At 44.1% G+C, this 25,336-nt stretch carries 23 protein-coding genes; 5 read left to right on the forward strand and 18 right to left on the reverse strand.

The annotated features are described in order from the left end of the window. Nucleotides 1–33 precede the first annotated feature (33 nt). The 11 genes from QE382_RS15425 to QE382_RS15475 all read right to left on the reverse strand — a co-directional run bounded on the left by QE382_RS15425 (nt 34) and on the right by QE382_RS15475 (nt 9,238). Nucleotides 34–1,074, reverse strand: coding sequence for a FecR family protein (locus tag QE382_RS15425; RefSeq protein ID WP_307186682.1), 1,041 nt, complete (start codon nt 1,072–1,074; stop codon nt 34–36). Between the two features lie 107 nt (nt 1,075–1,181). Continuing rightward, nucleotides 1,182–1,880 (reverse strand): RNA polymerase sigma factor, encoded by a 699-nt coding sequence (locus QE382_RS15430; RefSeq protein WP_307186683.1) that lies wholly within the window; start codon nt 1,878–1,880, stop codon nt 1,182–1,184. Nucleotides 1,881–1,969: 89 nt separating this feature from the next. Beyond that, complete coding sequence (locus tag QE382_RS15435; RefSeq protein WP_293880505.1) at nt 1,970–2,143, reverse strand: hypothetical protein; 174 nt, start codon at nt 2,141–2,143, stop codon at nt 1,970–1,972. Continuing rightward, nucleotides 2,130–2,396 carry a hypothetical protein gene (locus tag QE382_RS15440; protein WP_307186684.1) on the reverse strand — a complete coding sequence of 89 codons (267 nt, stop codon included), beginning with the start codon at nt 2,394–2,396 and terminating at the stop codon, nt 2,130–2,132. The genes QE382_RS15435 and QE382_RS15440 overlap by 14 nt, the downstream gene beginning before the upstream one ends. A 272-nt stretch (nt 2,397–2,668) precedes the next feature. After that, nucleotides 2,669–3,073, reverse strand: a complete 405-nt coding sequence (locus QE382_RS15445) for a DUF5675 family protein (RefSeq protein ID WP_307186685.1) — start codon at nt 3,071–3,073, stop codon at nt 2,669–2,671. Continuing rightward, the gene (locus QE382_RS15450; RefSeq protein ID WP_307186686.1) at nt 3,070–3,603 is read right to left on the reverse strand and encodes a DUF6266 family protein; all 534 of its coding nucleotides are present in this window, start codon (nt 3,601–3,603) and stop codon (nt 3,070–3,072) included. The genes QE382_RS15445 and QE382_RS15450 overlap by 4 nt, the downstream gene beginning before the upstream one ends. 49 nt (nt 3,604–3,652) lie before the next feature. Further along, nucleotides 3,653–4,297, reverse strand: a complete 645-nt coding sequence (locus QE382_RS15455; protein WP_307186687.1) for a DUF6266 family protein — start codon at nt 4,295–4,297, stop codon at nt 3,653–3,655. Between the two features lie 135 nt (nt 4,298–4,432). Further along, nucleotides 4,433–4,942, reverse strand: coding sequence for a DinB family protein (locus QE382_RS15460; RefSeq protein WP_307186688.1), 510 nt, complete (start codon nt 4,940–4,942; stop codon nt 4,433–4,435). Between the two features lie 154 nt (nt 4,943–5,096). Further along, nucleotides 5,097–6,689: an MFS transporter gene (locus tag QE382_RS15465; RefSeq protein ID WP_307186689.1), complete on the reverse strand. Its 1,593-nt coding sequence runs from the start codon at nt 6,687–6,689 to the stop codon at nt 5,097–5,099. After that, on the reverse strand, nt 6,686–7,735 hold the full coding sequence (locus tag QE382_RS15470; protein WP_307186690.1) for an HlyD family secretion protein: 1,050 nt from the start codon (nt 7,733–7,735) through the stop codon (nt 6,686–6,688). Before QE382_RS15470 ends, QE382_RS15465 begins: the two co-directional genes overlap by 4 nt. 9 nt (nt 7,736–7,744) lie before the next feature. After that, a complete protein-coding gene (locus tag QE382_RS15475) occupies nt 7,745–9,238 on the reverse strand; it encodes a TolC family protein (RefSeq protein WP_307186691.1) in 1,494 nt (497 codons plus the stop codon). Nucleotides 9,239–9,330: 92 nt separating this feature from the next. Between QE382_RS15475 and QE382_RS15480 the strand changes: the two genes are divergently transcribed. Continuing rightward, nucleotides 9,331–10,116 (forward strand): AraC family transcriptional regulator, encoded by a 786-nt coding sequence (locus QE382_RS15480; RefSeq protein ID WP_307186692.1) that lies wholly within the window; start codon nt 9,331–9,333, stop codon nt 10,114–10,116. Between the two features lie 254 nt (nt 10,117–10,370). On the opposite strand, the gene QE382_RS15485 is transcribed toward QE382_RS15480, so the two are convergent. Together QE382_RS15485 and QE382_RS15490 are read right to left on the reverse strand one after the other, a co-directional pair. Next, nucleotides 10,371–10,685: a MerR family transcriptional regulator gene (locus QE382_RS15485; protein ID WP_307186693.1), complete on the reverse strand. Its 315-nt coding sequence runs from the start codon at nt 10,683–10,685 to the stop codon at nt 10,371–10,373. A 46-nt stretch (nt 10,686–10,731) separates the two neighbouring features. Then, on the reverse strand, nt 10,732–11,445 hold the full coding sequence (locus QE382_RS15490) for a LytR/AlgR family response regulator transcription factor (protein WP_307186694.1): 714 nt from the start codon (nt 11,443–11,445) through the stop codon (nt 10,732–10,734). A gap of 635 nt (nt 11,446–12,080) precedes the next feature. Here QE382_RS15490 and QE382_RS15495 point away from each other — a divergent pair. Beyond that, the gene (locus QE382_RS15495; RefSeq protein ID WP_307186695.1) at nt 12,081–12,626 is read left to right on the forward strand and encodes a cyclic nucleotide-binding domain-containing protein; all 546 of its coding nucleotides are present in this window, start codon (nt 12,081–12,083) and stop codon (nt 12,624–12,626) included. Here QE382_RS15495 and QE382_RS15500 read toward each other — a convergent pair. After that, nucleotides 12,580–15,006 carry a TonB-dependent receptor plug domain-containing protein gene (locus QE382_RS15500; protein WP_307186696.1) on the reverse strand — a complete coding sequence of 809 codons (2,427 nt, stop codon included), beginning with the start codon at nt 15,004–15,006 and terminating at the stop codon, nt 12,580–12,582. The two genes, QE382_RS15495 and QE382_RS15500, sit on opposite strands and share 47 nt — an antisense overlap. A 235-nt stretch (nt 15,007–15,241) precedes the next feature. Here QE382_RS15500 and QE382_RS15505 point away from each other — a divergent pair, with 235 nt between their 5' ends. Beyond that, nucleotides 15,242–16,210: a surface glycan-binding family protein gene (locus QE382_RS15505; protein WP_307186697.1), complete on the forward strand. Its 969-nt coding sequence runs from the start codon at nt 15,242–15,244 to the stop codon at nt 16,208–16,210. 62 nt (nt 16,211–16,272) lie between these two features. Here the strand turns inward: QE382_RS15505 and QE382_RS15510 are convergent, their stop codons facing one another. Continuing rightward, on the reverse strand, nt 16,273–17,631 hold the full coding sequence (locus QE382_RS15510; RefSeq protein ID WP_307186698.1) for a hypothetical protein: 1,359 nt from the start codon (nt 17,629–17,631) through the stop codon (nt 16,273–16,275). 507 nt (nt 17,632–18,138) lie between these two features. On the opposite strand from QE382_RS15510, the gene QE382_RS15515 reads away from it, so the two are divergent. Together QE382_RS15515 and QE382_RS15520 are read left to right on the forward strand one after the other, a co-directional pair. Further along, nucleotides 18,139–18,654 carry a MauE/DoxX family redox-associated membrane protein gene (locus QE382_RS15515; RefSeq protein ID WP_307186699.1) on the forward strand — a complete coding sequence of 172 codons (516 nt, stop codon included), beginning with the start codon at nt 18,139–18,141 and terminating at the stop codon, nt 18,652–18,654. Nucleotides 18,655–18,658: 4 nt separating this feature from the next. Continuing rightward, nucleotides 18,659–19,000, forward strand: a complete 342-nt coding sequence (locus tag QE382_RS15520) for a hypothetical protein (protein WP_307186700.1) — start codon at nt 18,659–18,661, stop codon at nt 18,998–19,000. Nucleotides 19,001–19,029: 29 nt separating this feature from the next. Here QE382_RS15520 and QE382_RS15525 read toward each other — a convergent pair whose 3' ends face one another. The 3 genes from QE382_RS15525 to QE382_RS15535 form a co-directional block, all read right to left on the reverse strand. Further along, nucleotides 19,030–20,544 (reverse strand): TlpA family protein disulfide reductase, encoded by a 1,515-nt coding sequence (locus tag QE382_RS15525; protein ID WP_307186701.1) that lies wholly within the window; start codon nt 20,542–20,544, stop codon nt 19,030–19,032. Next, the gene (locus QE382_RS15530; protein ID WP_307186702.1) at nt 20,544–21,920 is read right to left on the reverse strand and encodes a RagB/SusD family nutrient uptake outer membrane protein; all 1,377 of its coding nucleotides are present in this window, start codon (nt 21,918–21,920) and stop codon (nt 20,544–20,546) included. Before QE382_RS15530 ends, QE382_RS15525 begins: the two co-directional genes overlap by 1 nt. A gap of 419 nt (nt 21,921–22,339) precedes the next feature. Then, nucleotides 22,340–25,327 (reverse strand): SusC/RagA family TonB-linked outer membrane protein, encoded by a 2,988-nt coding sequence (locus QE382_RS15535; RefSeq protein WP_307186703.1) that lies wholly within the window; start codon nt 25,325–25,327, stop codon nt 22,340–22,342. Nucleotides 25,328–25,336: the final 9 nt, after the last annotated feature.

Raw genomic sequence — 25,336 nt, forward strand, 5'->3', positions numbered from 1 at the left:
AAGAGAGGCTCAATAGTGTTTTTTTTTGGCTTTTTATTGACTGTTTTTTAAGATCGTATAGGTATTTGTTTCGGTATTAAACTTGAGTTCGAGCTCATTTGCGATACAGATCGTTTGCAGAATCTGCGCGACCTCATTTTCTGTTGTATATGTACCATAGAATGATAGTCCTGACACATCGTCCGGAGAAAAGAGAATCGTTGTGCGGTAGAAAGACGCCAAGGCAGGGAGCACTTCCGCCAAAGGCTTGTGGTGAAATTCCAATATCGTTGGTACGATCTCTTCCACTGGTCTTTCCAGTTTCAAATCAGGTTCTTTTTTGGGTTGTACAACTTTTTCCGCCCAAATTTGCCCTGGATTCAAATAGGCAAGAAGCTTATCTTCCCCATTTTCGCCACGCTCCTTAATGGAAACTCTTCCTGTGATCAGGCGCACACTAGGCTTCCTGTTTTTGGCCTCCTGCACAACCCAAAAAGAAGTTCCTAAAGCCGTTGTCAGGATATTGCCCGATAGCACTGTAAATGGGCGCGATTTATCGTGTGACACCTCAAAAAAAGCCTTTCCTTGTAATTGAATCGCGCGCTGCTTTGCTGGAAAGGGTTGCATCAAGGAGATTGAAGAATTTGCCAAAACACGGACTTTACTGCCATCTTCCAATACAATCGTGCTATCCTGTACAACTGCATAGGTTATCACTTTGGACTTATCGACCATTTTTTCGACTTTAACGAACTGCCTATTTTGGGCATCCCCGCCACTATTCCGGTCGAGTAGATACCATCCAAATGAAAAACAAAAAAGAACAACTGCGGCAACCTTACCCCATAACAGCCAAGGTGGATATGCGATTTTAGTAGGTGTTTCGGTGGCTAGCAAACGGAGGTCTATCTTTTCTTTCATCCGCGTTTGAACTCCTTCCATATCGAAGCGGTCCCCTTCATCATCGAAGCGATAACTTTCATTTACATCAAGCTCCCGCAGCCATCGTGTCAAATGTGCACGTTCTGCATCCGTCAGCTTTGCTGTTGAATACCTTTCGATCAATTTTTCCAGTTCTCTTTTTTTATCCTGCATACACCTTATAGTTGCAGCAATGGGATGATCGTACCATCCCAGATAGGTTAAGTTTGTATAAAGTTTAGTTTAAGAAAATATGATGGCGGCAGCGATAGGACATTAGGCTAAAAGAACAGAAAAAAAGATAAGGACAGAAATACACTGGGATTTAGCTGTTGCTGCTGCATGTGCTGGCGCACAAGATTCAACGCTTTACTCAATTGGTTTTTTACAGTTTGAAGCGATATGCCCAGTTGTTCCGCAATTTCATGATTACTGAGACTACGTTGGTATTTCAAATTAAAAACAACGCGCATACGGTCGGGCATTTCAACGACCGACTGTTCGATCGCCACGAGCACATCCGTATAGTTTTCCTCATAACGATCTATGGGGAATAGGTCATGTAAACCATCTTGCAACAGTATACTATATTGCTGGATATGTTTTTCATACACCCCCTTTTTCCTGAAATGCTGAAATAGTTTGTGGTACAAGGCAGAAATGAGGTAAGCCCGCAGTCCACTGTGGATATTGATTGTGTGTCGTCTTTGCCAGAGGTCTACAAAGAGATCCTGAACGAGATCCATGGCAACGTCCAGGTCGCCGACCTTCTTGATAGCAATTTGAAGCAGGTGACTCCAATGATGTTCATAAATTTCATCAAAAGCACTGTAATCTGCATTTACCAGACGTGCCAATAGCACGGCGTCTATCGTTTTCACAAGCATACTCTGTAGATCAATAATTCTTCGTTGGCTGTAAAGATCATGCTTTAATACAACTACAGTATTAAGGACAGGTAAAGAATATATTAACAACAAAGCATACAACACTTTATACAATTACTTTTGTTGCATTTAGCTAAAGCGCACCTTTCGAATGCGCTTTAGTCTTCCAAAATTAGAGCTTTTTATTTTCGCTGCCTGTCAGTCCATCGGCCGATCAATCGGCTCGTCACAAAACTGACCAGTGTGCCTACCGCAGCCGTCAATGCCGTCTGCAGCACATCGCCCAGCGAAATACTGGCCCAGATGGAACAGATTGTTCCACCGAGTGCTGAGATGCGCATATCATTCCACCTCATCCGCTCCGCTCCTTTCTTTGGGTAACACGGCCTGTTTCGATTCTTCAGACGGGGGCCCTGGCACATCCTGAAATGTGCCACTCGATTTATTCCGTCCGTCATCCGCATCCTTCTCCTCCTCCATGACGGTCTTCACAATACCCAGACCTAACGCAATATATTTTAAAATATTTCCAGCCTTTGCAGGCCATTTAACAGGCGCCGCAAGAACCACCTGCAGCACCTGTCCTATTTTGTTTAAGATTTTTTTCATACTTATAGCTTTTTTAAATCATTCCCTTCTTTATTTGAGCACTATAGGAGGACAAAGAATTGAAAGCTTGGCATTGTGACTGCCCATCCACCCATACCAACTTCGATAAATAGCAGGTATAAGAATAGAAAATATAGCGTTCTGACTGTCAAGATCTGACGGGATCTGGCGTACATATGAATCACTGTCCGAGCACAGCAAGTTTGATTCCTATAGCCAGAGAACTAAAAAGATGACACAAAAGAATGCAATGATCTATTCCATACCTGCATTTATCGAATATTCAAATACACTTCATCCCCCATATCCCAAAGGCTATACACCAAGGCTTTAAGCTTTGCTAAAGCTTTACCGCTGTAATCCCCTCGGCCCTCACCGGTTAAAGTCGTCACCGGCGCGATGCAGCCCTGCAATTCTTTCCATGCATTGTTGGCAGCATGGATCAGAATAGCCTCCCGGCCGAGCACTACTGGAATGCCAATCTGTTCCCCATGCTTGGGGTAGCGCCGCTTTTCGAGTTTATACTGGCCTATGGGAATGCAGCTGATTCGCGGAATATTGTTTCTGTCGGGCAGCTCAATGGTATGGCAGATTACTTCGCCCTGATAGGTGATGGTACCGTTGGTTCCCTGTGCGCCATATGTACGTTGGAGCAACAGGATATGTTTCTTTTTCATTTGGTGGAGTACCCTAGATAACGTGACCGTGAATACTTTTTACCCTTTCTGTCGCAGACCAGCAAGTAAACGTGAAAATCGTCGGCTTCAAAGCCTGCCGGGAGGTGCAAGATGGCCTGCCCTTCGTACCGTCTCCAGACCTTTGCGTTTATAAAAGCATAGCCCTTTTCAACCTGATAAGCACAAAGGATAATCTGATCGTCCAGTGGATATAGGTTATCACTAGTCACTGTATGTGTGACTATTATGCGATCTATTTCGCGTTTTAGTATAGGCATATTGGCCGGCGCGATGGAACCGTCGCTCAAAAGAACCAGTGCTGGGTCTACCACAGGCCTTTCGGCCTCGTGCCTGATTGCTATACGCAGCGTGTGACTCAAGGCCTGCCCAAATGGAAGCGATCTTTTGCGCTTGGCCTGTTCAGCAAAGCCTTTTTTGATCAATCCATTGAGCGGAGCCAAAAAGGCACGCGCAATTTTAAATGTTTCCCGAACGCGCAGCTGCGCAGGAGTCGGCGCTTTTTTTACCATAATAAAAAGAGATAAAAAGGCTGAGCCAGATCGACTCAGCCCGTTAACATTAGATCAGCTGTAGCTCGCCTAGATACACACTTTTAGACACCTTCGTTTTTGAACGGTTGGATAAAAATAACCAGGTGTGCACCGAACCCGTAGTGAGGTGGTCAGGCACCATAAAGGATACCACTCCCGTCTCCCGCGTACTTGGCTTGGTGGAAGAGATAAACTCATCCTTTTCGGGGTGGTAAGCCAGCACGTAGACTAAATCATCACCAAAAGTTTCGAAAACGTCGCTACCGCCCGTCGACCAGCTGTAGGTCAATTCGCCCGAATCGTACGATACGGCTACTGTACCACCACCATACAGGCCACCGTCTGCAATGCTGATGTTGCCATAGTCGAGCGCATAGTTTGGATAAACGCCCGTAATGGCTTTGTTTCCATTAAATTGAAATGCCGCATTGATCGGCGTCAATTTTTCGGTGTTTTTAAGACCGAAACCAATTTTTAAGAAGAAGTTGATGGGCAGTAGGAAACGCATCAGCGTTTTAAATTTCTCCTGCTGCATCAGCTGTGCTTCCGATGCGGGCTTTGATTTTTTTTTGTAAAGCCCTTTAATGTAGTTGATACTCTTCCAGCTACTTCCGATTACTGAGCCGGCTTTACCCTTAAAGCCTCCGTTTGCTCCATGTATAATAGTTCCCATGTGTTGTCATCAATCCTTTTTTTTATACCGGTATTTCTGATTGACATAACAAACATAAAGCACTTTAAATCAACAACAAATAGCGTTGTAATGAATGACCGATCACTGACCTATGGGCTTCGTATTTTTGACTGATTATAGACCGATCATCATTTGCTTCTGGTGATGTAGCGGATGGTAGGACATGAGGTAAAACATCTCTCTGATGGTCAGTTGCCCCAATAGCGGATGAGGTAAGGTAAGGGTGTCGAGTTCATCTTCTGTATAGTTTTCAAACACATCGCTGATCGCTTTCAATGTGCTGTTTATTTCTGCTATAATACCTGCTTTCCGATCTATCGATAGGCTCCTCTGCGGCACAAATTGTGCGGGTGCTTTCAGGCTCGTTTTCGTGTAATTTTCTAACACAGTACGATAACTCCATGTTGGACGATTGATGTTTCCATATTTTTCACGAATGAATGTTTTGGCATTTAAGATTTTGGGGAATGGTTTTATCGTGAGTAAAATATGCTCCAACTGCTGTCCCGCAGTCCATTTCCCACTTTTTGCATAGTCAAATTCTGACTCGTTTAAACCATCAATATATTGAACCACTTCCTGATGATTTTTGATAAATTCCTTCATCAAATCCTGTTTTTTCATTTGTTTCCGTTTTTATGCAAACGACCTTTATCACAAAAAACAAAGTACAATGTCAAGTCACATAGATTTTGTTAAGGGTTTGCTAGGTTTATTTTAAATTCTGATTGCAGATTGTCCCATAAGAAGATTTAAATATATTCAATAAAAATGATTTTCAATAAGGCACATTTCCTTTTGTTAACCGCAACGCTACCCGCTGGATTTGGGGTAAGAATACTAAGATAACGATGACGATCAGCACCCCAGCTAGCATCCAGTCGTAATAATCGCGGGTAGCACGGGCCAATATTTGATGCCCTAGCAGTTGATTAAAATAACCTGTGGATACTGCTTTTGCGGTATACATATCGCTGCCGGCATGCATATATTGATTCTGAATATCCAACATCGTAAGCCGTAATTGCGGGTTGGTTTCTGTCAGTGCCTCCCGCACCTTCTCCCGAACTCCGGATTTTGCAATTAATTGCAGTTCGTTGTTTAATGCCAGGCTTAGGGTAAAACCTGTAAACCTGGCCAATATCCCAACAAGCGAGGCATTGATCGCAATTTTCGGCGGTGCCGATGAAGTGGTAAAGGAAACAATCGGTACAAATAGCACGCCTGTGGCTACACCATACAGCAATAGCGGAAGCAGAAAATCGACCGTCTCTCCCTGTACCGACACAAACAAGATCATATAGGCATAATAAATCGCCATGATTATAAAGCCAACAATAATCAGATGGATCAGATTATACCCCATCAGGACAAATCGGGAAGTAACAAACATACTCAGCGTGGTACCCACAATGACAGCTGTCCATATCGGAATGGTGCTCAATGGATCATTGCCTAAAATCACCTCTACGTAACCATAAGCAAGCCCGGTGCTTCCTTTGAATAGGTAGAATATAATCAGTAGGAATACTCCCAACACGAAATTCTTGGCCTTAAAGATCTTTAAATTGATCAAGGGTCTTTTGAGTTTTGATGCTCTGATTATAAAGAGCAAAAGAATAACTAAATCACCTAAACTGAGCATCCAAATGCGTGAACTATCCAACCATCCCAATTGCCGTCCATAGACCAGGATGTATCCCAACAGCAGAATGAAGGATACATAAAACAGATAGCCGACCCAATCCACCTGATAGAGTGGAATCTTTTTGCTAAACCGGGCTTTACTGTTCATGGTTAACACCACCGCCCCTGCCAGGATCATGAGCAGGACAATAAACCCGTAGAATAGCCAGTTAAAATCAAAGAAATAGAGCATCACACTGTTGTAGATGGCATAGAAGGGCACAGCAATTTGTATACAGCCGTAGAGAAGACTATAAGCAATCACCCGGGCGCGCACAGCATGTAATCTTGGAAAGATAAGCTGTAACACAATCCCCGACATCAAGGCGCAGGTAATTCCCTGCAAAAACTGGCAGATAACAAAAACGGTCCAATCTTTAAAATGAAAGCAGACCACGGAACATAATGCATTCATGGCCAGGGCAATCAGCAAGTATTTTCTCGGCGCAAAATATTTGACTATCCGGAAGTCGAGTGCGAGGAATGCTACGGTAGAACCATAGATAACGACCATGCCATATTGTACATCGGTAGGCTGTATGCCGTAAAATCCCATTGCTGCAACGGGACTACCGTAGAAAGCGAAACTAAATAAGCAGGTCATCAGAATGGCAAATATGACAGATCGCGCCACCCACTCCGACACCCAGGATCTGAAAATCGGTAGGTTATGTGCTTGCATCATTTCGCTTTTAAAACATAGACATTGGCATTCATTCCGGCAGAGAGTTTTCCTAACTTTTCAGCCGTATCGGTTAATTTAATCCGAACAGGAATACGTTGCGTGATTTTTACAAAATTGCCGGTCGCGTTATCCGGTGGAAGTAGCGAGTAGCGGGAACCCGTTGTTGGTGAAAGCGACTCGATGGTCCCCTTGAAGCGCTCGTTCGGAAAAGCATCTACCTCAATCGCTACCGCTTGCCCCACGGTGAATTTACCGACCTGTGTTTCCTTAAAATTGGCCATCACCCACTTTTCTTCGGCCTTGTTCACCAAAAAAGCCAAGGTTTGCCCGGGCTGTATCAATTGACCCTCCTGAATTGTCTTTTTACCGATCTGCCCGTCAAAAGGTGCCGTTATAACTGTATACCGGATGTCCAGTTCCTGCCTTTGCAGCAAGGTTTCCTTCATTTTTATCTCTGCCTCTATCGCCCGCTGCTGTGCGCTAAAATCAGTTAATTTGGATTCGGCTACCTGCAACGATGCGTTAGCCTGATCGTAATCAGATTGTGCAATGGATAGCGCGGTACTGACGTTGTCAAATTTTTGCTGTGTGGTCGATTCATCTGCCAGTAGATTTTTATAGCGTCCAAATTCTCTTTGCTGCTGCTGCAATCTGGCTTTCGCTCCCGCCAACTGCGCTTTGATGACCGCAATACTTTTACGTTGCGTTTCTTCGTTTGCGGCCAATATGGGTAATTTGGCCTGTGCACTCCGCAATTCTGCCGATGCGGCATCTTTTTTCAGTCCATACTCATCCAGTTCAATGACGACAAGGGTATCCCCTTTTTTAACCAGCTGATTGTCTTTGTAATGTATCTTGCTGATGTATCCGCCCACTTTGGCATTTATGGGTGAGAGATAAGCATCTACCTGGGCATCGTTGGTCTGCTCATAGCGATACCCTTTCAAAAAATAGGCAGCTCCCCAAATCAGGATGCCTACGAATAACGCAATGCCCAATCCCTGGGTCAGGCGGATCACAATTTGATCTGTTTTATTTTTGTTCATGATCGTTGATTAAAGAATTCCTACAATGGCCAATAGTCTGATATGGCTTACTTTTACGTTTGTCTGTGCGGTTGTGAGGTTAAATTTTGCTTCCAAAAGCGCATTTTCAGCCTCCATAAGATCGGTCAGCAATGATTCCTGATTTAAATAACTGCTTCTGATCACACGGACGGTTTCCGTGGTTTTAAGGATATTCTGTTCGGCCGTTTTGACACGCTCCAACGCCTGCTGCCGCTGTAAATACGCTTCTTTTACCTGCAGATAGATCTCATCTTTTTGAACGTTCGCTTTTTCCTGCGCCTCATTACGAAGCACCTGGGCATGCGCGATTGTATGTTTACTCTTGAACAGGTTGTCAATAGCGTACTGCACTTTGATACCTGTCTGACCAAATCCCCACAAATCATTTGAATACGGATAAAAGGAAATCTGTGGATAGGTGTAGTTATAGTGAGCGTACAAAGAAACCTGGGGCAATACCATCGCTTTCATCTGCCTGACGTTCAGTTCACTCCATTTGATGTCACTATGGGCTATTTTGTATGCCGGAGATTCGTTAAATGCCAGGTCTACATACGCAGTGTAGTGATCATCTTCGAAGACATCTACTGCAGCGCTGTCTGTATAGTTGATTGCCAATGTCGCGTCGTTTGCACGCCCCATCAGTATATTGAGCCTTTGTTTGGCGATTTCAATCTTTTTTGTCACATCGGAAATATTCAGTTCCAACTCGGCCAATTTCACCGAGGTTCGCAGCACATCACTCTTTAGCACAGTACCGTTGTTATGCAGACTTTCTATTAACCGCATCTGCTTTTTCTCTGCTTGGATCTCTGCGTCAAGAAAATCGTAGAAATGCAAAAACTTGTAGAGATCGAAATAGGCAACAGCGACATCATATTTTACGTGATGCTTTTGCTGCTCTGCTTCATACTGCTTTCGCGTCGTCTCTTCCTTTTTCAGGGCGATATTCCTTTTGTCCTTCCCCCCATTGTACAGATTAAAATTCAGGTTGTAGCCCACCCCATAGCCGTAGCCTTTTACAGGCACATCCTGCGGCGCAGCGAACAATCCATTGTCATAGATCAGAAATTTGGAATTGAGTTTTACATCGCCGCCCACCGATAGTTCGGGCAGCAGGCGGTCTTTGGCTTCCAAAATTGCTAGTTTACTTTGCTGCAGATCGAGGTCGGATAGTTTGAGCTGCCGGTTATTTTTCTCGGCCACGGTCCACATTTCTTCCAAACTTAAGGGTGCGATTTTTTCGGTCTGCTGCGCCCAAATAGCCGGCGCAACCAGCAGCAACAGTATGCCGAAAATAGGCTTGGCTTTTAAGCAATTTTTAAGCATCTTGTTGAATGCATCAAAAGCAAAAGTTAGATCGCATAGGGGCATGAGCGGACTGGCATAGGCGCAAGCCAGCCAATACCGATACGTTTTGTCTGTCTCTTCCGATGGATGCCGCAAGATTCGTTTATCCGGTTTTATGATTTTTTGTTCCATGTTGATTGTATGAAGATTAATACTGCAAAATTATCCAACACGGCAGCTTCTGTTTTTATATAATTAGCCTAATATTTACTAAATTTGGCCACATGGATAGCCTTCGCCAATTAATCAATCGGGTGGATCGACATCCCGGTTCCATCCTCGTCATGCGACAGCAGACCGAACAGCGCCTGCCTGCGCACCATCACGACAAGGCGCAGCTGCTGATGGTATATGGGGGCATTGCTTATTTGCAGACCGACGAAAAGGATTTCTATATTCCTTCCAATCATTACATCTGGATTCCAGCACACTACCCGCACAACCTGATGTTTAATACGCAGGACTTGTACATTATCAATATTTACTTTCCTGCACAACAATCAAGTGCTTTTTATGATGAACTGGGTATTTATCCCGTGAGTAAGCTGCTGGCAGAGATGCTCCTGTTTAGCGAAAAATGGCAGGGTGATTACTGTGCCGGCTCATGGGAATTTGAGTTTCTGACCACGCTTAAAGGTGTATTATCAAAAGAAAACCTTAAAAAATTCTCCATCCAGCTTCCGACAACAGACGATCAACGCCTCAATGCCATCACGGATAACATTAGAAATCGGTTAAATGAAGATCTCAGTCTGGATAGTATTGCGCAGTGGTCGGGTATGAGTGTGCGCAGCCTGACCCGATTATTTCAGACCAAGCTGCACATTACCTTTGTTCAATACTTAAAAATGCTGCGGATTATCCGGGCCATGGAACTGATCAAAGATACCGATCTGAACATGACGCAGATTGCCTATGCTATTGGCTATTCCAATATCGCTGCATTTAGCAACAACTTTCAGCAACTCACCAATATGAGACCGACGGAATTTAGGCTAAAAAAGGGCTAATGCTCCTATTCACTCCTTACTAACTCGCCACCAACTCCCGGTATTCATCGGAATTTTATCGGGTCCGCCTCGGGTCTTGCTCGAATTTGGCCCGAGGGGCACCCGAAGCCAATACGATGAAAATTGCTGTAAAGGCAGGAATTGGTAGGGAAAAGGTTGGGAGAAAGTGGCCAGTTGCCTAAAAATGCCGCCCCGGGTAGGGCGGCGCTCAAAATAGCCTCCTTTCAATAGGTAAACATGTAGGGAATACCGGACTACAGGCCGCGGTAGTGTCGGCGCAGCCGCTCCACATCCACATCGCGGTAGTAGCGTTTGTTGTGCACGCGCCTGGCAATGCAGATATGTCCATCGCGCTGCAGCCGATAGAGCGTTTCGGTGGAGATACCGACATGCGATTTGACGTATTCGGCATCCCGCAGCAGCACATTTTCCTGTTCCAGCTGCTCGCGCAGTTCGAGGTATGCCGCAAGCTGACGCTTGACGGCCAGGAGTTCCAGCAAGATTAATTTTTGGGCATAGGCCTGCCCTGGACTTAATCGTAAGCCCCTGAGGTATTGTTTTTTGGGCATTGTTATTAATTTAAGGTTTATAAAAAGTATATAACCCGTACACCCATCAGGCGTATTGGCGTAATCTTAGCAGCCCCATCGTACTCACGCTAATATCGAGATCGGTACGTTCAGGGAATAAAATCTTACGATTGACAACTTTCTTGGCAAAGTTGACACTCACAATAAAACCGCGGTGTACGCGTACGAAAGTACTTTTTGGTAGCATCGTTTCCACCTCGTCCATCGTGATGCGGTAGTTAAAATCGTCCTCTGCCTGCCGCAGGTGAAAGATTGCATAATTTTTACTGGACGATACCGCAAGGATATCAGTGAACAGTACAAATCGATGCATCTTTTTGAAGGTAAACCATTTCCCGATGGGCTCGCTCTGGACATGCATGTTGATGTGTACATTTTTCTGATGGAGCGCGCGCTCAAAAGCCACAAAAAGTTCGGGAAACCGCACCGGTTTGATGAGGTAGTCGGCCACGGCAATTTTAATGGCCTCGTAAGCATACTGCTGCGAATTGGTACATAGAATAACCGGGGGCCTTTTTGCCAGCGGCAGTGTCTGGTACAGATCCATCCCCGACATCTCGGGCATCTCCACATCCAAAAGCAATACATCCGGGGGATTGTCCATGATGCTGTTGAAACCAGCAATCGGTTTTGTAAAACAGCGCACATCACCTACCTCCTTGATTTGCCGGAATGCGCTTTCTGCGATACGGATATCGTAGGGATCGTCGTCAATAATCATTACATCGTATTTTGCCATTACCTTCGTTTATAAAAGTTAGTTTAACATTAAAATAGCGTGAACTGTCGGTCACTTCCATTCGTTGTCTTTAATTGTATTTGAGCTGTTGCTAGGATCATCATATAACTGCTATTTTAAGCCAAGATAATAATTAAACATAAACAAATCAAATTATAATTATTAAACAACTTTTTAGCCCTATTATTAATCGAAATTTCAACCCTCACGATCCCACCATGGATAGCCAGCTAAATTATATGATAACAACCTGATTTACAATAAATTTTAAATCTCTTATTTGGTCATTTAAGTCCGCTTTCCGCAGCCTATTATCACCTTTTCTTTAGCGACGAAAAATTTATCATTTAACTTATTTCTTTACCTGTTTACTATCCTCTTCTTTAATCCATCACGAGCCAACGCTACAAATATGGGCATTACATTTTATCTATAGAAGTAATGGGAAATAAAGTAGTTTACGGGGACGAATAGATTTTTCGCCCCCTAGTTCAATAGCACTTTATACATTCATCCCATTTTATTGCCTTTTTAACCCTATTGAAACCCTTTATTTCCCAAAAATTGCTATCTCGTTATAAGTTTGATAAATTGCTGCTCCATGTTAGACAGGCAAAACGACCAAATGCTTACATATGAGGAGAAATAAACATGCGCAGCTCGACCTTTTTTTTAAGGATATCCTTCCCCATTGGCGAGAAGATATCCCCGAGCTATCGTCACTCTTGGAAGCGGAAAAATTCGTTAAGGGCGAGCACCTGGTGAACGACTGGGGCGATCTGTATCTGATTACCGAGGGGATTTTTGGCAAATATGAAAAGACCTGCCCGGTACGCTATGCCCTTGCTGGCGAATCGCTGATGATCCCCAATCAGAAGCACAATTATCGCTTTGTTGCGCTGAGCGACTGCCAGACATTTCGCACCTCATTCCGTCAACTGGAAGCGATCAATGCCTACAACCCAAAGGTTTTTTACCTGTACGCCCACCTCAAGGATAAGCAGCTCGGCTATCTTGACTATCGGCACAAACTGCTGTCGCTGCACAATCAGGACAAATATGATTTTGTTTTTGATCATTATCCTGAGCTCCTTGCATACATTACGCAGAAGGAGCTCGCTCAATTTATGGGCATCAGTATGGAGCTGCTCCGGCGGATGATGCGGGATAGGGCGTATTAAGCTTCACGCCGATGGAAATATTACGTCCCGGCAGGGGCGCAAGATACTTGAGTATGGAATTTTGCGGGCGTGCTTCCACATTCAATAGATTATTGCCTGAAATAAAGTAGCGCATTTCATATCGCTTTATACGAACCTGGTAACCCAGCTGTGCTGCCAGTAAGGAATAAGATGGCATAGCAGGTTCTAGGTTTATATTTTTACCGAGATAACGTTGTTTGAGGTAGCGGTCAAAATTGGCGTTGCCGGCAAACTTCTTATAGCGAAACGCCACAGCCCATCCATACCTGCTGGTGGGGAGGTTGGGCATAAAGTCTCCTTCCGCCCACTTGCGCATGCTATCGTCCGAGGTATTTCTATTTTTGACCAGATCAGCGAACGCATTGAATGCCACATGGCCGTCGGTCGACCATGCATAAGTATAGCTCCCCATAAGCTCCCATCCCCTAATCTCGGTGTCTGATGCGCGCCATTCCTTCACCAAAAAGCCTCCAGACCGAGATAGGCCGGTATGGGCCAGATACAGATAGTTGGTAAAAAAACTGCGGTAATGCGTCGCCGACAATTTTAATCCGCCATAGTTTATGCCACCGGACAGCTCGTAGGCATTGGCGCTTTCTTTAGCGAGGCGATCGTCACCATTTTCTTCCACTAAGATTGCAAAATGGTCATTTCCGGCATACAGTTCATTTACCCCGGGTGCACGCTCAGCATGTGTATAGGTGGCCTGTACATAGCCCATGCCAGCAATAGAATAGTTGATATCGCCCGAAAAATGGTTTAACTTAAAATCCCTGTCGGAAAGATTCCCTCCGGCCAAGCCCCTGCTCCGCTGGTAAGTTGGATCGGAAAGAGTACGCCGGGCCACCCAATCGTGCCGATAGCCTACATGGACAGCGACAGGTTTGAACGCTATGGTCTGCAGGGTAAAGACCCCACCTTCCCGACTTAAATTGTTGGGTATATAACGCCGCTCCCCTTCCCCTTCTATAGCGGCAATGGAAAAATCTACTCCACTCACCGCAGACCAAAAACGGCTAAACTGTTGGGTTATTTCCGATCGAACCGCATGACGGGCACTGGCAAATTTATTGACCCGATACCTGCCCAGAAGCTCCCGATCATCCGATAGCTCACCTCTATACTGCAATTTGACCTCGGGTATCAGCCGCGTTTTGGGTTGATAAGCAGATTCCAACTGCCAGGCATAGGCATAGCTGCGCGTGTTTATCGGTTCATAGATCGGCGTCCATGTCGTGGGGGTATGGCTATGCACCGGCTTATTGCGCTGCGCGAAACCGGGTATACCGTAATAACTCTCGAGGGCATAAAGTCCGAGGCCTACCTGAAAGTTGTCCCTGATGTAACTGGCGCCGGCGTTGATGGCCTGTTTCGCGGCATGGCTATTGGGCATCACACCACGCTGCACAGGGGCATAATCTGTAATGCCGTGCACGACTTCCGTATACAGGGGCGTGTTGGGATCCTGCCCAGCGACATATTTGTTATTTCGGGGATTGGGCACCTTTTCGCCGTTGATAAAAGAATAATCTTCAAAGGTATACAGGTCGGCCTCCGACAAGCCCCACCTGGGGTCGTTTAGATTATCGATCACAAACTGGCTCAGATAGGGATACAGCGTCAGGTTGCGGATTGTTTCGCGGTCGACATTGACCTGCGCCATATCGGCCGTCAAATGATCGATCTTCGGATCGTAAGCAATCGGGGCCTTGGTATTGCCCGGGATCTTGAGGTTGCCGTGTGTGAGCCGCATGCCACCGATATGGACTACCCCATATTTTCCAACATTGGTATCAAAGGCAAGCGACTGGCTATTGCCGCTATTGGTGCCCAACTCGGCCTTGGCCTGAGCAGAAATTCCACCTTGCACCCGCGCTGCCGGAATCGTATTATCTTTGACATTAACAGCACCGCCAATTGCTTTTCCGCCGAAGAGCACGCTCGTGGCCCCCTTGTAAACCTCTATTTCGCGTAGGTTGTCCATATCGAAATTTGGATTGAGGTTTGGGCTGATTCCCGACAGATCATTGATGGATAACCCATTGGAAAGCACACTGACCCGGCTTCCACTGAGGCTACGAATCATGGGCACACCCGAATTGGGACCAAAAGAAGCATTTTGAACCCCCGATATATGGCTCAATTTTTCGCCGAGCGTTTGCGCCTGCACACGCTCCAGCTGACTGCGGTCTAGCCTCGTCTTTCGCTCATGTCCCGACACTATGCCGATGGCTTCGGCGGTGGGGAGTGTAATGTTCCGTAAGGTGTCCACTGCGGATCTGCGCTGCGCCTGCACCGTATTTGCGGTAGCCAATAGCCCCAGCGCTGCTAAAAAAAGTTGTCTCTGATGGTGTGACATGATGTAACCTGTTCCTGTTTGCGCTGCAAAAATAAAAAAGAAAACATCAAATGCAATAATGTTGCATTAATAATTTACAATGATTACCTTCGTCAAAATTTTTTACCACATGAAATACATCAACACAAAACTCGCGCTGGCAGCAGCGCTGATGCTGCTACTCGGAACAGCATCATCCTGTAAAAAAGAAACCGCATCCACTCCCGCCGACATCTCGCTTTCGTTACCTGCGGCGGTGAGCCTTCGCTACGGCGAAACTCAGGAGATTAACGTACCGAATGCCCCTTCTGCCACTGCAGGGATAGACTTCAGCTTTGACTTTTCGCAAACAGCAGAAGTTAATCTGGGCAACGGCGGCAAGCTGCGTGAAAAAATGCAGCAGGCTATTCAGTATAATAGCGAAAAGGGCAGCATACAGGTCAACAGTGCCCTACTCTATCCCAATGGTGCTCAATCGGGTAGCGCACGCATCCCCGACGCGTACAAAGTCACTGTAATCGCCAAAGCGTCCAATGGAACCGTGGTGGCCAAAGAAGACTTTTCATTGAAGATAACGGCGGGAACCCTTGCGATCAAAGGACTAAAAACTGGCAGCGAATTACCCTACGCCTATGTGCTGTACGGCGACGAATCTGCTGCTTTTGAAATCGATCCCCAAGGCATCCCAACAACAGGTGCCAGTTTTCAGCTGTCTTCTGCCGGCGGGCAGGACAATATCGCTTCGATAACGGGTACGCAGGTCACATTATCAAAAAATGCAGGCGATCCGGCCAAGAAAGCTGAAAAGACGTACGAGCTCAGCCCCGAATTGCGGAAAGATGGCTTTCCTGTGGCCTCCACAACCTTTCGGGTGATTCTGATTCCACAAATTAAATTTTTGTTCGGCCAGTATTATCCGGACCTCAACCTGACCATCGATTTTAGCCTGATCCACATCGGTCTGTCCAATGGCTATGTCTCTGCAGCACCCACATTGTATCCCGAAAACTATAAATCGGCGTTTGAACTGGTTTCGATACAGAAAGATGGCGTTGCCTTTGACGATAGCGAAAAGCTGTTTAGCGTCAATGCCCAAACAGGTGCTGTTACCGTGAAAAAAAGCGACAATTTAAAAGCGGGGAATTATCAGATCACTGTAAAGGCGCTGACCACTACCGGTCTCACATTTAACGCCAAACTTACCTTAGCCATGTCTGCAGGATAATGGCTATACCCAAGTTACCGTAACGGAACCATTACGGTAACTTGGATGCTATTTCTCGCTGTTTAGCTCGACAGCGCTTCGAGCATGGTATAGGTTTTAAAGATACTGAGGAGAAGCGCAAACAAGAGACAGTACCAGAGCACATCAATTTCCTTGGCCAGTTTGAACGCAAAAACAATGATAAACATGAATGGGCAGACCGCTATAAAAATAAACATAGCTGTTGCTATTGCTTCAAAAATATCCTCATCGTAATTCATCAGCAAGAGCATGATGCCGACGTAAAACAGCCATACCACCAGTGGGGACAGAAAGCATATCAGCAGTTTCCAAAGCAAACTGAGCTTTAGGCTTTTAGGTATTGCTGTGCGCTTATTCCTGTACAATAGGAAGCACATCGCGGCTACCGCTAAAGTCAGCATCGCCAATTGCACATAGGTATTGAAAATAGTATCGGCACGTGTGTTTACCTTGGAAGAGGACTTGAGTTTATCCCCGCTATACTGCTTTACCTGCGTTTTCTCGCCGTTGACAAATGTTTGTACCACCCTTTCGTTACTGCTACTATCGCGGAGTGTCCAGGTAGCGTCTTCCAGTCCCATCTTATAAAATCCTTCTATGACCCGCGTATTACCTTTTGTTCTTACCAATGGTCCATCGAGGCGTCCGCCGTTAAATTGCAACGAATCCGTCCCCTCCTCCGTTTGGATGGTGAGCTGGGTGATTGTTCCAAAAGGAATACGCGTTGCACTGTCCCCGATAATGCTTAACACGTCCTGATCGAGCTGTTGGATATTTTTATTTTTATTGTAATCATCGCTCCGGGCAGGCCTGTTGCTATATAAATAATCTATTTTAACAACAAGCAGCGAATCTTTTTTATAAAATTGAAAGCCATAGTAAGGTTCAAAATTCTTGAGTGTCGGATGCTTTAGTAAGACATACTGCGGTTGCTCAAAAGCTTGAATATATCGCGGCTGTGTGGTGGCACAAAAAGCGAACATAGCCACCATACCGATCAGGTAAGTACTTAGGCGCAGCATGAACGCAGGCGGGATGGCAGTCCGGGATTCGCTCTTTGTATACAACCAGGCCAAGCCGATCATGGGCAATGCCATGAGATCGGAAAGATCGACTGTTCGTCCTATACCAAAATAAGGATTCATCCATTGGATGAGCCCTGTCGAATACTCACTTTTCCAAAAGGTAAATAGCACTGCTGTGGCTATAAAAATCAATGCTTTCCGTTTGGGAAAGATAGCCGACCAGAAAATAGGGAAAATAAAAAGTCCACTAAAATCGGAGATCTTTCCTGTTAGCGCATTGTGAAATGCCCCTTTTAAATAAAAGTCGTTCACGAGCAGCAGCACCAGAAAAAGAATAAAAAGTGGCGAAGCAAGAATCCTTAAGCGTTGATACATAATCTAAGTTACCTTTTGTATTGATACCCCATTATAGCATTTGGTAACCTTTTTCATAGCGATATGTTTTAGGGGTCGCAACTCTTTTTTATTGCTGCTGCTGGGAATACGCTAGCAGAGATCCCATTCTACCTATAAGTTAAACCCAATTTCTTGGGCATGCTATACCAATGTTTTGGGTTTTCGATCGCAATAATTTGCGATCGAAAACCCAAAACATTGTGGTCAAAATCCCAACATTTACCAGAAAATGTAGTGCAACTTTGTAATAGCAGGTCGGATAAAGCAGGTCAGCATCCTAAAGCTTGGTTGAAGCAAGTCAAGGTACCGCTAAGCGATATCCGAAATGCCCAATAAAAAACACGATTATGAGACAGTACAAAAGAAAATTTGCGCTATTCCGGCAATGTCGTTAAGCAGCAAGGCTACCCAGGAAATCCGTCTGCTGGGTGCAGGTGATTCCGCAGAAAAACAAACAAAAGATGCAACAGCACAATATAAGCGCTTATGGAGAAGCACATCAATACATACGAATATCAACAGGATCAGCCGGCAAGCTCCCCTAAACGCGGTAGTTCAATCCGCTCGGGTGCACGCTGGATCTATCGTCACTTACCTGAAGTGATCATTTATGGCTATGCCTTTATCTACATGTACACGGGATGGGCTAAGTTTATGAGCATGGCCGCTTTTATCAAGGGTAATAGCAAGATCCCCTATCTAGGTCAGTACGCGAAGTTGATCGGCTATGGCATCCCCTCCTTGGAGATTATGCTTGCGATCCTATTGGTTATCCCAGTGTATTGGATTAAGCGGGCTGCCCTGTGGGCTTCGACTGTACTGATGATTCTATTCACTGTTTACCTCAGCTTGATGGTCAAATTTGTGGAGAATAAGCTTTGTCACTGTGGTGGTGTAATCGAATCGATGGGCTGGAAAACGCATATCGCCTTTAATATCATCTGGGTGATAGCGGGAATTTTTGCCCTGGTGAGAACAAAAGTTAAACATTCTAAAATTTAAACCCATGGAAAGAATTAAAAATTATGGGAAATTGCTACTGGGTGTAGCAACAATAGGCGGCGCGATATTGACGCAGTCTTTTACTCAACAAGCGGTTAAAACAACTAAATTCGCTGGAGAGGTTTATGTAAATGGTTCATCGTCTGGAAGCTACCAAAAACTCACTTCTCCAGGGGAATATGATCCAAACAACTGCCAGGAAACAAGCGATCAGAACTGTGCCTGGCGACGCACCAGCACACCTGGAACTGTTCCTGACAACTTTGACGCTTCAACTGCATCATCACTTCATGCCGCAGGCTTAATTGAGCCCATGAATGATGATAAAGGAGTTTATATTCCTTAACAACAAAGGGGAGTTCGCTCCCCTTTTATCTATTCCTCCAAAGCCTCACTGATCATTTTGATTAAAGCATTTTTGTTCTTTTCGGTATATGGATTAGGCGGATTCATAGCCACCACATCATCATTTTTACTAATCAAGATCATAGTCGGATAAGAACCTATTTCATAATAGCGAATGATCGGATGTTTATCATTTTGTCCGCCAGTCCAGAGTTTTACATCAAATTTATCAGTATACTCTCCTTTTTGCAATGAATTCAACCAGTTTTCTCTTTTCTTATCGATCGAGATACTGACATATTTAAAATTGGGATTATTTTTGAAATGTTCTTTTATAGGTTTCATATTTTTATGCAGCGCCAGGCATCCCCTGCATCCTGTAAACCAAAAATCCAACAAGACCACCTTCCCTTTCAAATCAGCATTGGTCACCATTTTTCCATTTTCGTCTTCCAATTTAAACTGAAATGACTTCGCTCGTGTTGTTCGCTTTTTTCTCAAATCACTTACATACTGCCTAAAATCCTCATTTTTCATATTCCCCATTAGACTGGTGAGATACATATCATCTAAATACTCTTTCGTACCACGTATCAATAAAGATGAAAATGCAACCTGATCGTACAAAGCACCATGATAGCGCTCTGAAATGAGTAAGTCAGCAAGTGCAACATTTGGTTTTATGCGTCTACCCAGCGGAGCCATTGTTTGCATCAGATCTGTAAAAGCCTTATAAGCTAAGAATTTCGGATATTCATTCGATGTCCCCCGATAGCGTTTCGGATCCCCATAAGATAGTTCATCCGTATAATATTTGTTGTAATACCTCGCGACATACGATCGCACACTATCTGGACTGAAATCCACCAACCAGTTAATATGATTGATCTCATCCCATTTTGTACGTCCAATAAAATCATAATAGTGGGTATTTGCAGTCATCGTATCAAGAAGCTGAGCGTATGAGGTCACCAATTTCTTCGCTTCTAAACATGCATTTAGGTTTATTGATTTATAGGCACTCAAATAGTCATTGATCTGCTTTTCCGTAGTTTTCTCATCAAAAGAACCGAAACTATTTTTTAGGGAAATAAGCCTATCGCTCAGTTTCTTTTTTAGTCTGAATAGCTCTAACTGGCAATCCAAAGAGGATTTTTGCCCTCCCGAGAAAGATACCCCATGTTGATACAACTGCATTTCCATGGGGTTATCTGCTTTTAGCATAAAGAAATTTCCACTATTCCCGATCAACCTATAATCGTCGGAAATATCTTTCGAATAATTCTTTGGCAACCGGATAAAAGCATAAAATGTAGCGGGTAAATTATCGAGGTCTATTTGAAACCGTCCATGCTTTACTTTCACTCTTACCTCTTCTCCTTTACCATACAAATTCTCCTGATCAACAAAATTAGTCGCATACCTAAAGAGGAATGAATCAACTTTTAGCTCCTTATCAATTTTACCATTAATCGTTAACTTTTGTGCGAAAAGTGCTGTTCCAAACGCAAAGAACAACATAAACAATATTTTTAATTTTAACATTATCTTATATTTTGAATTATTCCACTTCTATTAATTTCATCCTGAGGTATATTGAATACATAGCTAGGTGTATTAGGCTCAAGTCTATAAACGGCATCTCCTAATTTGCGCGATAGCACAATTCCTCTGCCCTCTTTGTTGAGACGCTTGATATCGTCCCAGCGCAGGCAACGCCATACCAATTCTTTTCGTCGTTCTTGGAGCACAAATTGCAAAGCCGATTGTTGATCTGCAAAGGCCACATGATTATATGTCCCGGTTTTATAGCGATTTAACAGCAATCGCTCAATCGATAATGAAGCTTGATTGAGTTCGCCCCGCCTCACGAGGCACTCGATCTTATTGAGCAAAACTTCGTCGACAGCAAAGCCATTAAAAGGTGTTAATCCGGTGCCATTATAGCCACGCTTCACGGTATACTTTCCGGCCCCATTGTTGATAAAATAAATCGATAAGCGTAAGTCATTTGGAGCATACATTTTTATCAGCGTACTATCCACGAAAACTGTTTGGCTACTATTGATCTGACCAGAATTTCGATACACGCCAGTGGCGCCATACATGATGAGTTCATCATTTGTCTTTGTAAATGGGGTATTCGACGTTTGCGAAACCTTATTATAATCGATCAACTTATCGTAGCGATTTAACAGGCTATCCGCATACTGCTCCGCTTTATCGTACTCTCGTCTATACAGGTAGATCCTAGATAGTAGTGCAAAGGCTGCCAGTTTGGTTGCCCTGTTCCGTTCGGGTAAGGGTATATCATAAGCAAGATAGCTGAGAGCGTTACTGAGGTCATCAAAAATAAAGTCATAGCACTCCTTTACTGTAGCCCTTTGCGAAGTATAGTCTATCGATGGGTCTTTCCGAATGGGGACGCCAAGATCAGTATGCTGCGTCAGTGCATCAAAAGGTACCGAAAAGTTCTTGACCAAATCAAAATAGGCTTTGGCCCTATGAAAAAGCGCCTGACCATAAATATCACGTAATGCAAATGTTAACTCACCTGTCTTAAACTGTTTTTCAACTTCGCTGATGATATTATTAGCGTAGAAAACACTTTTGTATGGTGCGTTCCAGTCATTAATCTCCAACTCACCTCCAAATATATCCTTGGCCCATATATACGAATTGCGTTCCGTCGCTGTAGCAGAAGCCAGCCAATCCTTTTCCGTGCTGATGTAATATTCATCAGCTGCCAACTGGGGAAGTACACCCGTTACCCCAACCTGTTCCGAATTATCCAGTAGCCGCTGAAAATCCTCCGCTTGTTCGGGTGTCAAAATGTTACTATTGGGAATTTCTTCGAGAAATTCTTTCGAACAGGCCGTTAAAACTGCCAGCAGGACGGTTATTAAAATATATTTTTTCATACTTTTAAAGGTTAAATTTCAAACCGAGCGTTGTTTCAAAGGGAGCTGGATAACCCGATAAGAAATTGGGATCCAGTCCTTGATCGTTTGCTTTCCATAAAAGCCCAATGTTGGAGCAGTATAGATAAAGATGCAATCTTGAAGATCGGTATCGCGTGAAGGGTGCAAAGGCATAGGAAATCCGGATATCCTGCAGTCGCAGCTGATCTCCTTTCACCGCTAAGGCGTCTGAATATTGGTAAAAACTCTCTCTATTTACATTAGCTGGATATACAAATGCTGGTACGGTGGTCCGGTTTTCATCTCCTGCATGCTGCCAGCGTTGGTCATAATCAGCAAATCGATAGCCTCCACTTATAAGACTGTTGGAATTAAAGGAATTAGGTCTTTTCAGATAATATCCAAGTTTATAAACGATATTAAAAGAAAGCTCCCAGTATTGAAACGAGACCGTATGCCGGAGACTGCCAAATTTTGTCGGAAGCCGAGAGCCAACAAAAATTTATACTTTGCCTGTCACTACTGTTGATAATGGCATTGTACTCATCCGTAATCCCCATATCACTTATCCCCATCGGATTACCATCTTCATCAAGACCTTTAAATCGGTATAGCACCAATGTATTAATAGGATATCCTTCTATCGGAATTATGCCTGTGCCGGAAACAATGTCCTTATTGGCTCCGGGGGTCCTATAATATCGCGTTACCTTATCTTTGACCTGATTAAAAATAAAGTCTGTTCTTACCTGAATTGCCTTCTTTTCAAACCAACTCAACCAAAGTTGAGCATCCACACCATGAGTCGATGTACGCGCTACGTTTCCATAAAATTCACCAACACCCACTTGTGGTGCAACGGGGCTCTGCCCCATTAGATCTTTGCCATTTTTCTGAAAGTATTCCACCGTACCACCGACTCTACCTTTTAAGAGGCTAATGTCTACTCCAAAATTTAAATTTTGCACGCGCTCCCAACGCAGCGAACTATTGGGCGGGTTTAAAATGACATCCATGGGCTTTCCCCACAAATTTGTGGTTCTATAGAGTTTTGAGGTTAGATAAGCCGTGGTACTTTTGTCGACGTTACCATTGTAACCATAGGTAGTCCGCATTTTTAAGTAATCCAGTTTATCGCTTTTAAGGAACTGTTTAAAATTATAGGAAGCCCCCATAGACCAAAGCGGGACACCCCTCTGATTGGCTGAGACACCAAATAGATTAGATTCATCCTTACGAATACTACCCGTTAAGGTAAAATTGTCACGATACGAATAAGAAAATAAACCATACCAAGAACGGTTATTGTCCTGTTGCCGAATACGGCCGCCCCCCTTGCTGATCATGGAATAACCTCCATTGTGGTAAAGTGGAAAGTAACTGAAAATATCAACTTCCGAGTAGCTTTCCAGTTTTGGATTATAGCCATACAAAGATCCGGGGCTGTCAAAAAGACTTTTATCTTTACGCCATTCCATCCCAATTAGGCCACTAATCCGATGCAATCGGCCTAAACGTTCATCCCAATCAAGCTGCACGCGTCCATAGTGAGACTGCATTCTTGTCTCACTTGAATCGAAAATATCTCCCAAAGGAATCGGCCGAGCGACAGTTTTAGTAATAAGATCAACCTGAGAGAACTGATTGACCAAATTACGCGTATAGAAAGACCGTTGATCATACAAGGTGCTGTTATCGATCCAATTGTTGCTCATCAGATAATCAGCAGCAATTTTGAACGAACGATATATCTTCGAGCTAATGCCTAATTGAAATCGGAGCTGCTGATCTATACCCCGATATTGTGTCAAGCCATTTTGCACTTCTTCTAAAGGCCGGTATTTCCAATCCAACAAGTAGCCATTACCGACGGTATCTGTATACGATCTTCTTAACGTGCTCATTGTGGCGGCTTCCAGTGCCCGTTCATTATCTGCCAGTCGTTCATACGGATACAACGGAGTATAACCATACGCATTACTTTCTGTGTTGGTATTTTTCACATACCAGAGATCGGTACTCACTTGCAGATAGTCCTTTATTATATTCCACTGGTTGTTATTGCGGATATTTAAACGTGTATTGTCGGCTGTCGCACTTTCGCTCAAGGAACGATCATAAGCCAAAGAGATGAGACTTCGTACCCGATCAGAACCAGCTGTAATACTAAGTTGTTGCTGATTTTGAATTTTGTTTCGGTAGAAGTATTTAGTCAGCTCGTCACGCACATCTACGGCCCTATATCTATCAATTTCGGCGTTTGCCACATCCATATCTAAATTCCCGGACCTCACCTTTTCGAGCAGGCTGACGACTGGTGAAATATTTTTATAGACCGTATTGATATCCTTGTCATAATAGCCTCTTTGGAAAAGATCGATTTCCGAATCTATAAATTCACTCGAGCTAAGCTGTTTTTGGTAAAACAAGTTAGGCTTTTTGGCGATCAGGAAATTTGAAGTAAAATCAATTGTCGTTTTCGTTTTACCCTTCTTTGTCGTAAGGACAATGACGCCATTTCCGGACCGCACACCCCATATTGATGCTGCTGTTGCATCTTTAAGAACGGTTACACTTTCTATATCATTGGGATTAATATTATCAAGATCACCTTCAAAAGGGAAGTTATCGACTACAATCAGTGGACGCGTATTTGAGAATAGCGTACTGCGGCCTCTAACACTGAGGCCATCAGGATTTCCAGCATTCTCATCAAGCAACAGACCATTTGTAACACCATCCAACCTCGATAAAATATTCATTGCTGGATTGCGTTGCAAAGCTTTATTATCCACCTGCACAAAACTTCCTGTGGCTCGTTCTTTTGGAATCTTTTGGTAGCCGGTACTCACCACCTCCACTTCGTTCAATTGATTCTCCAATGGTATTAATTGAACAGCCATTGATACCCCTGCGACATAGGATAGCTCTAAGCGCTTGAATCCCATATGGGAAAACGAAACAGTACCTTTGGGATTGATGACGTGTAGTGAAAAGGAACCATCAACTTTAGTAGAACCTCTACCCTTTTCCCCTTCGACTCGGATGGAGACACCTTGGATCGGTTTACCGTCAATAGACGATACGACGGTACCGCTGATGGAGAGCAACCCTTCCGCCCCGCTGTCCTTGCGGGGCGTTTGAGCTAATAAACTAAACATATGAACTATAAGGAACAGGATTAGAATTGCCCTTATATGAAACATTCCTTTTGAGGTCTTAGGCATCGGTATAAGGGTACATACCGACGTGATCTGCCGAAGACTATATACTATACAACTGTGGGAGTACTTTTTATCCCACGCGCAGTGCACTTTTTTTAAATTATTTTTTATGGCACCTTTTATAGCTGCCAGATATGCTACCTTATCCAATAAGGCAGCCATCAGATTTGATCTGTTTGTCATCTGCTTATT

It is taken from the genome of Sphingobacterium zeae (assembly GCF_030818895.1).
Lineage (GTDB): Bacteria > Bacteroidota > Bacteroidia > Sphingobacteriales > Sphingobacteriaceae > Sphingobacterium > Sphingobacterium zeae.